General features: G+C 73.3%; 13 protein-coding genes. 9 read left to right on the top strand and 4 right to left on the bottom strand.

Annotated features, from left to right (window positions below; translation table 11 throughout):
- Positions 1-16: 16 nt before the first annotated feature.
- From B042_RS0102935 to B042_RS0102905, 7 genes are all read left to right on the top strand, one after another.
- On the top strand, positions 17-1537 hold the full coding sequence (locus B042_RS0102935; protein WP_369797661.1) for a sugar ABC transporter ATP-binding protein: 1521 nt from the start codon (positions 17-19) through the stop codon (positions 1535-1537).
- Between the two features lie 46 nt (positions 1538-1583).
- Complete coding sequence (locus B042_RS0102930) at positions 1584-2633, top strand: ABC transporter permease (protein WP_028646980.1); 1050 nt, start codon at positions 1584-1586, stop codon at positions 2631-2633.
- On the top strand, positions 2623-3690 hold the full coding sequence (locus B042_RS0102925; RefSeq protein WP_028646979.1) for an ABC transporter permease: 1068 nt from the start codon (positions 2623-2625) through the stop codon (positions 3688-3690). Before B042_RS0102930 ends, B042_RS0102925 begins: the two co-directional genes overlap by 11 nt.
- Positions 3691-3722: 32 nt before the next feature.
- Positions 3723-4793, top strand: a complete 1071-nt coding sequence (locus tag B042_RS0102920) for a rhamnose ABC transporter substrate-binding protein (RefSeq protein WP_028646978.1) — start codon at positions 3723-3725, stop codon at positions 4791-4793.
- Between the two features lie 99 nt (positions 4794-4892).
- Positions 4893-5210 (top strand): L-rhamnose mutarotase, encoded by a 318-nt coding sequence (locus tag B042_RS0102915; RefSeq protein WP_028646977.1) that lies wholly within the window; start codon positions 4893-4895, stop codon positions 5208-5210.
- Between the two features lie 84 nt (positions 5211-5294).
- Positions 5295-6128 carry an alpha/beta fold hydrolase gene (locus tag B042_RS0102910; RefSeq protein WP_028646976.1) on the top strand — a complete coding sequence of 278 codons (834 nt, stop codon included), beginning with the start codon at positions 5295-5297 and terminating at the stop codon, positions 6126-6128.
- Positions 6129-6276: 148 nt separating this feature from the next.
- Positions 6277-6810, top strand: a complete 534-nt coding sequence (locus tag B042_RS0102905; protein ID WP_028646975.1) for a GNAT family N-acetyltransferase — start codon at positions 6277-6279, stop codon at positions 6808-6810.
- Positions 6811-6859: 49 nt separating this feature from the next.
- Here B042_RS0102905 and B042_RS0102900 read toward each other — a convergent pair whose 3' ends face one another.
- The gene (locus tag B042_RS0102900; RefSeq protein ID WP_028646974.1) at positions 6860-7663 is read right to left on the bottom strand and encodes an IclR family transcriptional regulator; all 804 of its coding nucleotides are present in this window, start codon (positions 7661-7663) and stop codon (positions 6860-6862) included.
- A 293-nt stretch (positions 7664-7956) separates the two neighbouring features.
- Here B042_RS0102900 and B042_RS0102895 point away from each other — a divergent pair, with 293 nt between their 5' ends.
- The gene (locus tag B042_RS0102895; RefSeq protein WP_028646973.1) at positions 7957-9129 is read left to right on the top strand and encodes a thiolase family protein; all 1173 of its coding nucleotides are present in this window, start codon (positions 7957-7959) and stop codon (positions 9127-9129) included.
- Between the two features lie 126 nt (positions 9130-9255).
- Positions 9256-10023 (top strand): 3-oxoadipate enol-lactonase, encoded by a 768-nt coding sequence (pcaD, locus tag B042_RS0102890; protein ID WP_028646972.1) that lies wholly within the window; start codon positions 9256-9258, stop codon positions 10021-10023.
- Positions 10024-10041: 18 nt separating this feature from the next.
- Here the strand turns inward: pcaD and B042_RS0102885 are convergent, their stop codons facing one another.
- The 3 genes from B042_RS0102885 to B042_RS0102875 all read right to left on the bottom strand — a co-directional run bounded on the left by B042_RS0102885 (position 10042) and on the right by B042_RS0102875 (position 14755).
- Positions 10042-10878, bottom strand: a complete 837-nt coding sequence (locus B042_RS0102885) for an SAM-dependent methyltransferase (protein WP_028646971.1) — start codon at positions 10876-10878, stop codon at positions 10042-10044.
- Positions 10879-11108: 230 nt separating this feature from the next.
- Complete coding sequence (locus B042_RS0102880; RefSeq protein ID WP_028646970.1) at positions 11109-11795, bottom strand: hypothetical protein; 687 nt, start codon at positions 11793-11795, stop codon at positions 11109-11111.
- Positions 11792-14755, bottom strand: coding sequence for a DEAD/DEAH box helicase (locus B042_RS0102875; protein ID WP_028646969.1), 2964 nt, complete (start codon positions 14753-14755; stop codon positions 11792-11794). Before B042_RS0102875 ends, B042_RS0102880 begins: the two co-directional genes overlap by 4 nt.
- Positions 14756-14792: the final 37 nt, after the last annotated feature.

Genomic DNA, 14792 nt, shown 5'->3' with positions numbered 1-14792 from the left:
AGGAAGGAGGGCGCACGTGGCGCAGCAGGCGGCACAGGCCCCACCACTGGCGCTGGTCGATGTGACGAAGTCCTTCGGCAGTGTCAAAGCCCTGCGTGGACTGTCCCTCGAACTCCGGGCGGGGGAGATCCACGCCCTCGTCGGCGAGAACGGCGCCGGAAAGTCCACCCTGGTCAAGACCATCGCGGGGGTCCACCGTCCCGACACAGGCCAGGTCCTCGTCGACGGCCGGGCGGCCGAGTTTCACGCACCAGCGGACTCCCAGCGGGCCGGGGTCGCGGTGATCTACCAGGAGCCCACGCTCTTCCCCGACCTGTCGGTCGCCGAGAACATCTACGTCGGCCGACAGCCGTGTACCCGCTTCGGCACCATCGACCGGGCCCACATGCGCCGGCGCACTCGGGAGGCCTTCGCCCGTCTGGGCGTGGAGATCGACCCCGACCGCCCCGCGCGCGGGCTGTCCATCGCCGACCAGCAGCTCATCGAGATCGCCAAGGCGATCACCCGTGAGGCGCGCGTGCTCATCATGGACGAGCCCACGGCCGCGCTGTCGGGCGTGGAGGCCGAGCGCCTGTTCAAGGTCGCCCGCTCCCTGCGCGACTCCGGTGCCGCCCTGCTGTTCATCTCGCACCGCTTCGACGAGGTCTTCTCCCTGTGCGACCGGATCACGGTCGTGCGCGACGGGGCCTTCGTCTCCTGCGACCCCACCGCCGACCTGGACGTGGACACCGTCGTGCGCCGCATGGTCGGCCGCGACGTCTCCGACCTCTTCCCCAAGACCGAGACCACCCCCGGGGACACCCTCCTGGAGGTCGAGGGCCTGACCCGCGCGGGCGCCTTCTCGGACGTGTCCTTCACCGTCCGCGCCGGTGAGATCGTCGCCCTGGCCGGGCTCGTGGGCGCCGGACGCAGCGAGGTCGTCCGCGCCGTCTTCGGGGTGGACCGCTACGACTCCGGCACGGTCCGCGCGCACGGCGAGCCCCTCGCCCCGGGCAGGGTCAAGGCCGCCATGGACGCCGGTATGGCGCTCGTCCCCGAGGACCGCCGCCAGCAGGGCCTGGTGATGGAGGCCTCCATCCAACGCAACGCCACGTCCACCCGGCGCCGCGCGCTCAGCCGCTTCGGCTGGCTCGCCTCCCGCGCCGAGCGCGACTCCGCCCGCCACTGGGGCGAGCGCCTCCGGCTCAAGTTCGGCGCGCTCGGCGACACCGTCGGCACCCTGTCCGGCGGCAACCAGCAGAAGGTCGTCCTGGCCAAGTGGCTGTCGACCGAGCCGCGCGTGCTGTTCGTCGACGAGCCCACCCGGGGCATCGACGTCGGCACCAAGTCCGAGGTCCACCGCCTCCTCTCGGAGCTGGCCGGTGAGGGCCTGGCGATCGTCATGGTCTCCAGTGAGCTCCCCGAGGTCCTGGGCATGGCCGACCGCGTCCTGGTCATGCACGAGGGCCGCGTCACCGCCGAACTGGACCGCTCCGAGGCCACCGAGGAGTCCGTCATGTACGCGGCTACCGGCCAGCGTACGCAGGAGGCCGCCTGATGCTCCCCCGAACCGCACCCGTCCCCGGCAAGGAGGCGTCGTGACCCTGTCCGACACCGGCGCGCCGCCCGCGCCCCCCGCGGCGCCGGCGCCCCCGCCCACCGGCGCGCGCCGCCCGCGCCGCCTCCCGCAGTTCCGCGAACTCGGCGTCCTGCTCGCCGTGGTCGCGCTCATCGCCGCCACCTGGCTGCACAACCCCGGGTTCCTGTCCACCCAGGGCGTCCGCGACCTGTTCCTGGGCGCCACCGTCCTGTCCGTCCTCGCGGTCGGCCAGGCCCTCGTGCTCATCACCAAGAACGTCGACCTGTCCGTCGGCTCGGTCATGGGGCTGGCCGCCTTCGGCACGGGCACGCTCTTCGTGGCCTTCCCCGGCCTGCCCACGCCCGTCGTCATGGCCGCCGGCGTGGCCATCGGCGCGTTCGCGGGCCTGCTCAACGGCGCGCTGGTCACCACCGTCCGGGTCCCCGCGCTCGTGGTGACCCTGGGCACCATGTACGTCTACCGGGGCTTCAACCACTGGTGGGCCTCCGGTGCCCAGGTCAACGCGGTCGACATGCCCTCCTCCTTCCTGGAGCTGGGCAGGGTCGGCGTCCTGGGGATCCCGCTGCCCGCCCTCGTCGCCATCGCGGTGGTGGCCGTGGTCGGCTTCTCCATGTCCCGCTTCCGCTCCGGTCGCGAGATGTACGCGATCGGCTCCAACGCCGACGCCGCGCGCCTGTCCGGCATCCCCGCGGGCCGCCGCGTCCTCACCGCGTTCGTCGTCAACGGCGCACTCGCCGGGCTGGCCGGGGTCCTGTTCACCGCGCGCTACGGCACGGTCGACTCCACCGTCGGCACCGGCATGGAACTCCAGGTCGTCGCCGCGGCCGTCGTCGGCGGCGTCGCCATCGCCGGCGGTGTCGGCACCGTCTTCGGCGCCGCCATCGGCGCGGTCCTCATGACGACCATCACCGCGGCCCTGCCCATCTGGCAGGTCAACGGGTTCTGGCAGGAGGCCGTCGTGGGCGCCCTGATCCTCGCCGCCATCGGCCTGGACCGGGTCCTGGCCGCGCGCAACGCACGCAAGCTTCGAGGAGGAGGTTCCAGTGGCGCCTGAACGCACCACGCAGAGGACCGGGGCCGCGCCCGGCCCGGGCGGCCGGCTCCTGTCGGTCCTGAGGCGGCGTGAGAGCCCCGTACTGGGCGCGCTGGTGATCGTCCTGTTCGTCGCGAGCTTCTTCGCCGAGAACTTCGCGACCGACCGCAACATCAGCTTCCTGTTCCTGAGCATCGCGGCCATCGCCCTGATGGCGCTGCCGATGACGCTGATCATCGTCACCGGGGAGATCGACCTCTCGGTGGCCAGCACCCTGGCCCTGACCAGCGCGACCATGGGCGTGCTCTGGGAGATGGGCCTCCCGATCCAGACGGCCGTCGTGATCTGTCTGGCGGTCGGCGTGCTCCTGGGCGCCTTCAACGGAGTCCTGGTCACCCTGTGCGGACTGCCGTCCCTGGCCGTGACCATCGGCACCATGGCCCTGTACCGGGGCCTGGCCTACGTCCTGCTGGGCGACCGTGCCGTGGCCAGCTACCCGCGCGAGTGGGTCAGCGGTGCCCGCGACCCCTTCCTGGGCCTTGAGGGCCTGCCGTGGATCGCGGTGGTCATCGCCGTCCTGGCGGTGCTGTTCGGCGTCCTGCTGCACGCCACCGCCTTCGGCCGCTCCCTGTTCGACATCGGCAACAACGACGTCGCCGCCCGCTTCACGGGCGTGTCCGTCCTGTGGACCAAGTTCGGGCTGTTCGTGGCCAGCGGGCTGGTCGCCTCGGCGGCCGGCGTCTTCTGGACGCTGCAGTACGGCACCTCCCGCGCCGACACCGCCATGGGGCTGGAGCTGCAGGTCGTCGCCGCCGTCCTGCTCGGCGGAGTGTCGATCTTCGGCGGCGTCGGCACCATCGTGGGCGTCCTGGGCGGTGTGCTCCTGCTGGGCGCCATCCGCAACTCCCTCCAACTCTTCGGGCTCACCAGTGAGGTCCTCCAGGTCATCACCGGTCTGATCCTGATCGCCTCGGTCGTCGCACCCAACGTGGTGGCCAAGGCCAAGGAACGGCGCAGACGACGCGCCGTCGAGAAAGCGCCGGTCACCGTCGCACCCGCGCCCGTTTCCACCACCTGACTCCGGTCAGAACGAACACACGGAGAATCAAGATGAAGCATCCCCTCTTCCGCCGTGCGCTCTTCGCGGCTCCCGCGGCCGCGGCCGTCCTGTTCGCCTCCGCCTGCGGCGGTACGACCATCGACGACGCGCAGGACTCCGAGACCACCGGGCCGACGGGTACGGCCGACCCGAACGCGGAGATCCCCGAGGGCCTGAACATCGACTTCCTGCCCAAGCAGCTCAACAACCCCTACTCCGACATCGTCAACGCGGGCGGTGCGGTGGCCGTCGAGGAGCTGGCCGGAAACTTCACCGAGCGCGGCGGAACCGAGCCCACCGCCGACTCCCAGGTGGAGTACATCAACGCCGCCAGCCAGGCGGGCAGTGACGTCATCGTCATCGCGGCCAACGACCCCGACGCGGTCTGCCCCGCGCTGAACGAGGCCCGTGACAACGGATCGGCCATCGTCGGCTACGACTCCAACGCCAACTGCACCGACATCTTCGTCAACCAGTCCTCCGACGAGCTCATCGGGACTGCGCTGGTGGAGATGATCTCCGAGCAGATCGGCGGCGAGGGCACCTTCGCCGTCCTGTCCGCCACCCCCAACGCGACGAACCAGAACGCCTGGATCGCCGCGATGGAGGAGGTCATGGCCGAGAACGAGGAGTACGCCGACCTGGAGATGGTCGACGTCGTCTACGGCAACGACGACGACCTGGACTCCTTCCAGAAGATGCAGGGCCTCATGCAGTCCTACCCGGACCTGGACGGCGTCGTCTCCCCGACCACCGTCGGCGTGGCCGCCGCAGCCCGCTACGTCAGCGACTCCGAGTACAAGGGCGAGGTCGCCGTCACCGGTCTGGGCACGCCCAACCAGATGTCCCAGTACATCCACGACGGCACCGTCGAGGAGTTCGCCCTGTGGAACCCGAGTGACCTGGGCTACCTGGCGGGCTACGCCGGTGCCGCGCTCAAGGCGGGCCAGATCACCGGTGCCGAGGGCGAGACCTTCCAGGCCGGTGAGCTGGGTGAGTACACCGTCGGCGCCGACGGCGAGATCGTGCTCGGCGAGCCGACGCGCTTCAACGCCGACAACGTCGACGACTTCGACTTCTAACGGGTCGACGACCCCTCATGGAGGGGCCCGGGGCGGGCGGGAGCACTCCCGCCCGCCCCGTCCGCGTCCGGGGCGAGCCCCCTGTTCGAAAGGAGCGCCGTGCAGCGCATCTGCTTCACCCTCAAGGTCAAGAAGGACCGCCTCACCCAATACAAGGAAGCGCACGCCGCCGTGTGGCCGGAGATGCGCGAGGCGCTCAGCGCCGCCGGCTGGAACAACTACTCGCTGTTCTGCACCGATGAGGGACTGGTCATCGGCTACCTGGAGACCGAGGACTTCGAGGCCGCCCGCGCCGCGATGGAGACCGCCGACGTCAACGCCCGCTGGCAGGCGGAGATGGCGCCCCTGTTCGAGGACATCGAGGGCCGCGCCGACGAGAACATGGCCCCGCTGCCGGAGATCTTCCACCTTGACTGAGCCGGTCCGCGCGAAGGTCGGTGCCGGACGGTAGACACGGAAGTGCAGTCCCGTCTCCGTGGCTACAAACCGGGAGGATTTTCCGTGAAGCACCCGACCAGTGATGCCGTCCGCACCGGCACCCTCGCCGTTCCCGGCGCGACCCTCTACTACGAGGTGCGCGGGGAGGGGCCGCCGGTCGCGCTCGTCGGCTCCCCGATGGCCGCGGGGCCCTTCGCCCCGCTGGCCGACCTGCTCGCCGCCGACCACACCGTGCTGACCACCGACCCGCGCGGCATCGGCCGCAGTCCGGTCGAGGACCCCGCCCGGGGCGTGCCCGTCGCCGTGCGCGCCGACGACCTGGCCCGGCTCCTGGCCCGCCTCGACGCCGGTCCGGCTGCCGTCCTGGGGTCCAGCGGCGGTGCCGTCACGGCCCTGGCGCTCGTCCAGGACCGCCCCGAACTCGTGCACACCGTCGTCGCCCACGAGGCGCCCCTGGAAGACCTCCTGGAGGACCGCGAGAAGCTGCACGCCGCGACCGAGGAGATGGTCGCCCTGCACGGCTCCGGCGACGCGGTCGGTGCGTGGCGGCTGTTCATGTCGGTGGCCGGCCTGGACGTGCCGGAGGAAGCCCTGGAGCAGATGTTCGGGGGCGAGCGTGGTCCCGGTGAGGTCGCCGACGAGCGCCGGTTCTTCGCCTTCGACCTGCGGGAGACCACGCGCTGGCGTCCCGACTTCGAGGCGCTGCGCTCCGCGCCGGTGCGCGTGGTGCCCGGTATCGGGGAGGACTCGGCCGGGCAACTGTGCGACCGCACCTCCATGGCGCTCGCCGCCGGACTCGGTGTCCGGCCCGCGATGTTCCCCGGAGGGCACAGCGGGTTCTCCGACGCCCCCGAGCCGTTCGCCGCTCGCCTGCGCGAGGTCCTGGGGGAGAAGTAGCCCGGGTTCGGTCAAGGGGCCCCCATCCGGGGGCCACGCCCAGGTACGCGAGCGCCGTTTCAGCAGCGGGAAGGCTTGGGAGACAGGGCTTCCCGCTCTTTTCGCTGCCCCCTGTCGCGGGCGTTTCGTCCGGGTTACCGTGGAACGTATGAGCCTTGAGCTGCCAACCGACCGACTCCTCATCCGGGAGTGGGAGCCGGGCGACGCGGAGGCGGCCCTGCGGATCTACGGGGCCGAGGACGTGGCGCGCTGGCTGACGCCGGAATGGCACCCGGTGACCGGCATCCAGGAGATGCGATCGATTCTGAGGGCGTGGATTGAGGCGAGCCCCAATCTCGTCCCACCCGCGGGCTGCTGGGCGGTGGTACGCGGAGACGACGGCGCACTGGTGGGCGGACTGTCGGTCAAGCAGTTGCCGCCCTTCGACGAGGACTTCGAGCTGACCTGGGCGCTGCGCCCGGACCAGTGGGGCAAGGGCTACGCCACCGAGGTCGGGCGGGCCATCATCGAGTGGGCGTTCGAGCAGGGGCTGGAGGAGATCTTCGCCGTCGCCCGGCCGGACAACGAACCGGCGATCGCGGTCGCGCGCCGCCTGGGGATGGAGTGGGTGGGCGAGACGGAGAAGTACTACGGCATGACCCTCCAGGTGTTCCGGCTGCGCCCCGCCGGCCAGGAGCCCTGAGCCGGCGCACGCGGGTGCCCACGTGTCCTGAGCGGGCGCGGAGCACGGCTCAGAGGTCGGCGCTGCGGCGCCCCACCGCGGCCAGGTCGGCCTCGATCCGCCCGGTGGTCTCCAACAGGGCGGGCAGCAGGTCGCGGTAGACGTTCTCCACGGAGGAGCGGCCCGCGTGCGCGGACACGTTCGCCGCCGCGATGACCCGACCGGAACCGTCGCGGATGGGGGCGGCCAGGGAGCGCAGCCCCGCCTCCAGTTCCTGGTCCACCACGGCGTAGCCCTGCTCGCGCACGCGGTGGATCTCGGCGCGCAGCTCGCCGGGGTCGGTGATGGTGGCCTCGGTCAGTTTGCGCAGCTCCGCCCTGGCCAGGAAGGAGTCCAGCTCGTCCCCGTCGAAGCCGGCCAGCAGTACCCGGCCCATGGAGGTGGCCGCGGCGGGAAAGCGGGTGCCCACGGTGATCGCCACGGTCATGATCCGCAGGGTCGCCACGCGCGCGACGTAGACGATGTCGTCGCCGTCCAGGACCGACACCGACACCGATTCCCGGACCCTGGAGGACAGGTCCTCCAGGTGGGGCTGGGCCAGGTCGGGGAGCCCGGCGGAGGCCACGTAGGCGTAGCCCAGGTCCAGGACCCGGGGGGTGAGGGAGAACAGGCGGCCGTCAGTGCGCACGTAGCCCAGGTCGACCAGGGTGAGGAGGAAGCGCCGGGCGGCGGCGCGGGTGAGGCCGGTCGTGCGAGCGACGTCGCTCAGCGTCATCGACGGATGCTCGGCGGAGAACGCGCGGATGACCGACAGCCCCCGTTCCAGGGACTGCACGAAATGGGTGTCGCGGGCCGGTTCTTCTGCGGGGGGCATGGCGTCTTTCCTGCTCGGGGGCTGGGGCGGATGCTGGTTTCGCAGCGATGCTCCCATACCGCGGACGCGGGCGGTACGGGTTCGCCGCTTGACCGCCGATGGGCGGGGGACTACGGTCAAGCTTGCTTGTTCTTTATGCGAACTGATGTTCAGTATACGAACTCAAGGGTGGCGGCGGTAGTCCTCCGGCGGGGTGGATTCCCTTCGCTCGGCCGCCCCGGGACCGTTGACCTAACGGCGTTGGGTCCACTGGTGCCCGCTCCGTCGAACCGCACCACTCCAGGAGGCCCACGATGACCGATGCCTACGTCCTCGATGCCGTCCGAACCCCCTTCGGCAGGTACGGCGGGGCGCTCTCCGGCGTGCGTCCCGACGACCTCGCCGCGCACGTCGTGCGCTCCCTGGTCGACCGCACCGCCCCTCTGGACCCCGAGAGCATCGACGAGGTCCTCTTCGGCAACGCCAACGGCGCGGGCGAGGAGAACCGCAACGTCGCTCGCATGGCCTCCCTGCTCGCGGGGCTGCCCACCTCAGTACCCGGCGCCACCGTCAACCGCCTCTGCGGCTCCGGACTGGAGGCCGCCGTCCAGGGCAGCCGCGCCATCCAGACCGGCGACGCCTCCGTCGTCGTCGCCGGCGGCGTGGAGTCCATGAGCCGCGCCCCCTGGGTCCTGCCCAAGCCCGCCAAGGGCTTCCCGGCCACCAACGCCACCCTGCACTCCACCACCCTGGGCTGGCGCATGGTGAACCCCGAGATGCCCGACCAGTGGACCCTCTCCCTCGGCGAGTGCACCGAGCGCCTCGCCGAGAGCCACGGCATCGGCCGCGAGGAGCAGGACGCCTTTGCCCTGAACAGCCACGCCAAGGCCGCCAAGGCCTGGGCCGACGGGGTCTTCGACGACGAGATCGTCCAGGTTCCCGGCGCCCACCTGGACCGCGACGAGTGCATCCGCGCGACCTCCGCCGACAAGCTCGCCGGACTCAAACCCGCCTTCCGCGAGGACGGCACCGTCACCGCCGGCAACGCCTCCCCGCTCAACGACGGCGCCGCCGCCCTCCTGCTGGGCGACCTCGCCGCGGCCGAGAACATGGGCGTGCGCCCCCTCGCGCGCATCGTGAGCCGCGGCGTCGCCGGTGTCGACCCCGGCGTGTTCGGGATCGGCCCGGTCCGCGCCGCCGAGATCGCGCTCGAACGCGCCGGCATCGGCTGGGGCGACCTGTCGGCCGTCGAACTGAACGAGGCCTTCGCCGCCCAGTCCCTGGCCTGCGTGCGCAGTTGGAAGGGTCTGGACCCCGACATCGTCAACCCCAACGGCGGCGCCCTCTCGATCGGTCACCCGCTCGGCGCCTCCGGGGCCCGTGTCCTGGGTACCCTGGCCCATACGCTGCGCCGCCGCGGCGGCTGGGGCCTGGCGGCGTTGTGCATCGGTGTCGGCCAGGGCATCGCCGTCGTCCTCCAGGCCTGAGGCGCGCCGGGCCGCGGTGCGGACACGGCGGGAGGACCGCCGCCCGCACCGCGGCGCCGCTCTGCCGGTCGACGCCGGGGCCGGTACGGTGTCCCCGTTCCGGGACACCGTACCGAGGGGGAGACCATGAGCGTCGACGTCCACTACACCCAGAGCGGCCCCGAGGGTGCCCCGCCGCTGGTGCTCGCCGGGTCCCTGGGCACCACGGTCCGCATGTGGGAGCCCCAGGTGGCGGCCCTGTCCGCGCGCTTTCGCGTGATCGCCATGGACCACCGGGGCCACGGCCGCTCCCCGGCCCCCGACGGGCCCTACACCATGGCCGACCTGGGCGGGGACGTCGTCCGACTCCTGGACCGCCTGGGGATCGAGCGCGCCCACTACGCGGGCCTGTCCATCGGCGGCATGGTCGGCCAGTGGCTGGGCGTCCACGCCTCAGACCGGCTCGACCGCCTGGCGCTGCTGGCCACCTCCCCGTACGCGGGGCCGCCGACCGCCTGGCACGACCGCGCCGCCCTCGTCCGGGCCCAGGGGGCGTCGGCCGTCGCCGACACCGTGGTGGGGCGCTGGTTCACCCCCGGCTACGCCCGCACCCACCCCGACGAGGCCGCCCTGCTGCGCGACCAGATCGCCGCCACCGACCCTGAGGGCTACGCGGGCTGCTGCGAGGCCGTCGCCGGCCACGACGTCCGCCGTGACCTGCCCGCCGTCACCGCACCCACCCTGGTGGTGGGCGGGGCCGACGACCCCGCCACACCCGTGGAGGGCCACGCCGACCTCATCGCCGAACGCGTTCCCGGTGCCCGCCTGGTGGTCCTCGACGACGCCGCGCACCTGCTGTCCTGGCAGCACAGCGCCGCGGTCAACACGCTCCTCGCGGACCACTTCTCCACCTGAGGGCCGCATCGCCTCCGGTCAGTGCCTCACCACGACCGCTGCCGCCTCCCACACCGCGGCCCCCGGGGCGGCGGGCCGGGGCCGTGGGGGCCGTTCGGGGTGGCGCCAGGTGGCACAGTCGACCATGCGCGGTCCGGTGTCCCGGCCGTCGGAGTGGGCGCCCACGGCCTCCGAACCGCCGAGGGCGTCGGCCGGGCGGCCCGGGCAGCGCATCCCGCTGCCCGGGCCCAGGGCGGAACGGACCTGGTCGTCCATCCACGCCGCCAGCTCCCGGTCCTCGCAGACCCCGTGGGAGAGGATCGCGTGCGAGCCCGGCGGCAACCGGTCCAGGAGCGCGGCCACCCCCTCGAACGGGTCGTCTCCGCGGGGGGACAGGCGCAGCGGCCACCCGGCCGTCACACACACCGGTCGGCCGGGGTCGATCCGCTCCAGGACCTCGGAGCAGTCGAGGGCCCGCTCGGCCCCGCCCGGGCCGCCGAGCAGGAACGCGGTCCGGCCGCCATCGGCGGCCAGGGCCCGTCCGTGGGCGAGCACCACGGGATCGTCGCCCACGTAGACCACCCGCGCCGCCGGCCGGACCGCCCGCACCGCGAGGTGGGTGACGTTGGCCGAGGGCAGTCCCGCCCCCAGGACGAGGAACTGCTCCACCCCCCGCGAGGCGACGTACTCCGTCGCCCGCCGGATGTAGGAGCGGTGTTCATTGGCGACGGTGAACAGCTCCGGAACACGTTCCAGAAGGACGTCGCACGCTTTCCGGTCGGCCTCGAAATTGTCCTTGCCGCCGAGCAGGTAGTCATACATCCGCACTGCGTCGGGGGTGTCCATGTCGATGTCCGGGGGGAAGCGATCGGCCATCTCTCGTTCGGGGCCCGCACCGGCCGGTGAACGGGGGAGGGCCCCTGCCTCCTTATGCTGGACGGTGCACCGCGCCAGGGGAGCCGCTCCCACAGCGGAGTGCGCGGACAACGGGAACCGCGTCAGGAGGGACACGTCCGGCGGCCGGATACCGGCGGGCGGCCTCCACAAGGAAGCGTAATCGCCGCATCACGCGCGCGTCGGCGTTTTCCGAAGAATTTCGGCGGTGCTCATGCGCTTTTCGGAGTGGTATCCGCCCCCGGGACCGGAAGGGCGTCGGCGACGGCCCCCGGAGCCGCAGCGCGCACGCGCCGTCCCGCCTCCCGCGGCAGGGACGGCGGACCGGGCGGCTCAGGAGCCGACCAGAACGCGGCGGCCCCCGCCGCACCGCTCCCGTCCCCGGGCCCGGACCCGGACCCCTCGGCGGACCCCGGCGCCCCCTCCACGGAGGAGGCGCCGACCCGGGCGATCAGGGGGTCGCGTCCGCACCCCCACCACAGGGTCAGGGTGAACGGGTCCCGGTCGGCTTCGCTCCCCAGCACCGCCGCGGCCGTGCGCACGTGGTCGCACTGGCCGCCCCAGTGGCCGCACGAGCAGGTGGCCACGATCCCCTCCCACCCGCGCGGCACCAGATCCAGGCCCAGGACCTCGAACACGCGCGCGGCGGCCGGGGGCAGGGAACCGGAGAGCAGCCGGGCCCGGAACACCGGTTGCGAGGCCAGCGCCGCTGCCACACGGTCCCACTCGGGGTCGGCCAACAGCGGCCGGATCAGGCTCACCTCGTGCCCGCCCCGCGGGTCGGCCACCCGCGCCAGCACCTCGCCCGAGCGCACCGACCACCGCTCCACCCGGACCCCGTCCACCGGGCCGGTCGGCCCCAGCGCCGCCTCTACCAGCGCCGACCACGTCTCGCTCATCCGGCCACCGCCTCCGGGGCCAGACGCACGACCTCGCGCAGGTCCGCCACCGACAGCCCCGACAGCCACTGCTCCCCGTCGGCCACCGCACCGTCGGCCAGCGCCCTCTTGCGTTCGATCATCTCGTCCACCCGCTCCTCGACGGTGCCCACACACACCAGCTTGCGCACCTGGACGTCGCGCCGCTGCCCGATCCGGAACGCACGGTCGGTGGCCTGGTCCTCCACCGCCGGGTTCCACCACCGGTCCACGTGCACCACGTGGTTGGCGGCGGTCAGGTTGAGCCCCGTCCCGGCCGCCTTGAGCGAGAGCAGGAACACCACCGGCCCCGACGCCTCCTGGAAGCGCCGGGTGAGCTCCTCGCGTTCGGCGCGCGGCGTGCCCCCGTGCAGCCACAGCACCGGCACCCCCAGCCGGGAGCGCAGGTAGGGCGCCAAGCGCTCCCCGAACCTCGTGTACTGGGTGAAGCACAGGGCCTTGTCCCCCTCGGCCGCGGCCGAGGCCAGGATCGCCTCCAGACGGTCCAGCTTGCCCGAGCGCCCGGCCAGCGCCGAGCCGTCCCCCAGGAACTGGGCCGGATGGTTGCAGATCTGCTTGAGCCGTGCCATCGCTGCCAGGACCAGGCCCTTGCGCTCCTTCTCGCCGGCCTCGGCCATGCGCTCGGCCGTGTGGTCGGCCACCGCCTTGTACAGCGAGGCCTGCTCGGGGGTGAGCGTGCACCAGGCGCGCATCTCCAGTTTCTCCGGCAGGTCGGCGATGACCGACCGGTCCGTCTTGACCCGGCGCAGCACGAACGGGCGGGTCAGGCGGCGCACCAGGCCCGTCGCCGCCTCGTCTCCGGACTCGGCGCGGTCGGCGATCGAGCGCTGGAAGCCCTCGGCCGACCCCAGCATCCCGGGGTTGGCGAAGTCCATGACCGACCACAGCTCGCCCAGGTTGTTCTCCACCGGGGTCCCCGTGAGCGCGATCCGCGCGGCAGCGGGCAGCGACCGCACCGCCCGGGCCTGGCGGGTGGTGCTGTTCTTCAGCGCCTGGGCCTCGTCGCACACCACCCGGTGCCAGGGCAGCGCGGCCATCTCCTCACAGTCGCGCACCACCACTCCGTAGGTGGTCACCACCAGGTCGCAGCCGCCCACCAGGCGGGCCAGGGCGTTGCCGGTCGGGCGGTCGGACCCGTGTTGGACGTGTACGCGCAGCCCGGGGGTGAACCGCTCGGCCTCACGCACCCAGTTGCCCACCAGCGACACCGGGCACACCAGCAGGGTGGGGCCCGGGGCGGGGGAGGCGGAGCGCTCGTCGGCGAGCAGCGCCAGCAACTGCACGGTCTTGCCCAGCCCCATGTCGTCGGCGAGGACCGCCCCGAGCCCGAGCTCGCCGAGGAAGCGCAGCCACGAGGCGCCGCGGTCCTGGTACGGCCGCAGCGCCCCCTCGAACCCGGGAGGTGTGCCCATGGGACGCAGTTCGGCGCCGGCCCCGCCCTCCAACAGGGCGCCGACCGCACCCGGGGCGACCACGTCGGTGACGGGCAGGGGGGCGGTACCCGCGACGCCGATCGCCGTCCGTACCGCCTCACCCACCCGGGCCCTGCGCCGCCCGTGCCGCCGGAGCGCCTCCAACGCGGACTCCACCCGGCCCGGGTCGATCTCCATCCAGCGTCCGCGCACCCGCACCAGGGAGCGCTTGAGCCGTGCCAGTTCGGCGAGCTCGTCCAGTTCCTCCTCCGACAGCGGGCCGCCCTCCAGCCCCCGCACCAGGGCTTGGAAGGACACGTGGACCAGGTTGGAGGCGCTCACCCCGCCGCGGCGCCGGGCCGGGGCCTCCTCCACGGTCATCCGCAGGGACAGCCCGGCGCCCCCGGCCCACTCCGGCAGAACCACGGGGAAGCCCGCCGCGCTCAGCGCCGGGGCGGCCCGGGCCACGAACGCCTCGGCTCCAGCGGTGTCCAGGAGCAGGCGCGCGGGTGCCAGGTCGCGCAGGGCGCGGTGCAGTGCGGGGTAGTGGCGTGCGGCCCGGCGCAGGTCGGCCAGGGCGGTGGTGCCCACGTCGCTGGGCAGCCAGGCGGCGCCCTCTCCCAGCCACACCTGTTCGAGGGGCAGCCGCAGCCCCGGGTCGGCGGTCGAGTCCACCCAGAACTCGACCGCCCACGGGGTGTCCCCCTCCGGTTCGCGCAGTACCAGTGACAGCCGGGCCCGTCCGGCGCCCCGCACCCGGGAGCGCCAGCGGCGCAGCGGTTCGCGCAGCGCCGCGGCGGTGCCTTCGTCCACACGGGGCTCGGTACCGGTCAGCGCCGCGGCGAGCCGGTGGGCCGGGCCGTCCCCACCGCCGGAACCCGGCCGGGTGCGGCGTCGTGCCACCGCGTCGGTGAGCAGTTCCACGGGGGCGAGCACGCAGGTGCGCGCCCACTCCTGCGCGCCGGTGCCGGGCAGGTGGGCGCGCGCGGCGGCCGGAAGCGCGTCGGTGAGCGCGGAGAGGTGGTCGGCGGCCTCGTCCACCGGTGCGGGCCGCCACCGGGCGAGCGGCGGGTCGCCCACCAGGTCGGGCAGGACGCATCCGGTGTCCACGAGCCGTTCGGCGAACCCGTGGACGGCCCGCAGGTGGGCCAGGGCCGGGCCGATCCGCACCTCCCCGCCGACGGGAGCGGCCAGCGCCGCCAGCAGTGCGTCCGCGCGCGGTGCGTCTAGGCGCAGCGCCGGGACCCGCCAGGGGCCGAGGCGGGCGGGGGAGTGGTCGGCACGCAGCGAGTGCGCCGGGACGCCGCCGTCACCGGGCAGGGTGAGCACCACCTCGCTCTCCTCGGCGGCCTCCTTCCCGGTGCCCAGGTGCTCCAGCAGGGAGCGCAGGGCACCGGGGTCCAGCGCGAAGGGGTGCTCGCCCCGCACCGCTGCCCGGACGTCTCCCGGAGGCGCCTCGCCCCACACCATGAGGGCGTCGCCCGCCCACACACCGTGCAGAACCCGCACCGCCGCCTCCTCGTCGTCGTCGGCCTCCCAGTATGGG

The organism is Nocardiopsis sp. CNT312, from assembly GCF_000515115.1.
Classification (GTDB): Bacteria; Actinomycetota; Actinomycetes; order Streptosporangiales; family Streptosporangiaceae; genus Nocardiopsis.
The sequence above is the reverse complement of the archived record's forward strand: the minus strand, read 5'-3'. Positions and strand labels throughout refer to the sequence as shown.

Coding starts and splice junctions, on each gene's coding strand:
- B042_RS0102920 (WP_028646978.1), top strand. CDS start 3,723: ATGAAGCATCCCCTCTTCCGCCGTGCGCTCTTCGCGGCTCCCGCGGCC.
- B042_RS0102905 (WP_028646975.1), top strand. CDS start 6,277: ATGAGCCTTGAGCTGCCAACCGACCGACTCCTCATCCGGGAGTGGGAG.
- B042_RS0102900 (WP_028646974.1), bottom strand. CDS start 7,663: ATGCCCCCCGCAGAAGAACCGGCCCGCGACACCCATTTCGTGCAGTCC.
- B042_RS0102895 (WP_028646973.1), top strand. CDS start 7,957: ATGACCGATGCCTACGTCCTCGATGCCGTCCGAACCCCCTTCGGCAGG.
- pcaD (WP_028646972.1), top strand. CDS start 9,256: ATGAGCGTCGACGTCCACTACACCCAGAGCGGCCCCGAGGGTGCCCCG.
- B042_RS0102885 (WP_028646971.1), bottom strand. CDS start 10,878: ATGGCCGATCGCTTCCCCCCGGACATCGACATGGACACCCCCGACGCA.
- B042_RS0102880 (WP_028646970.1), bottom strand. CDS start 11,795: ATGAGCGAGACGTGGTCGGCGCTGGTAGAGGCGGCGCTGGGGCCGACC.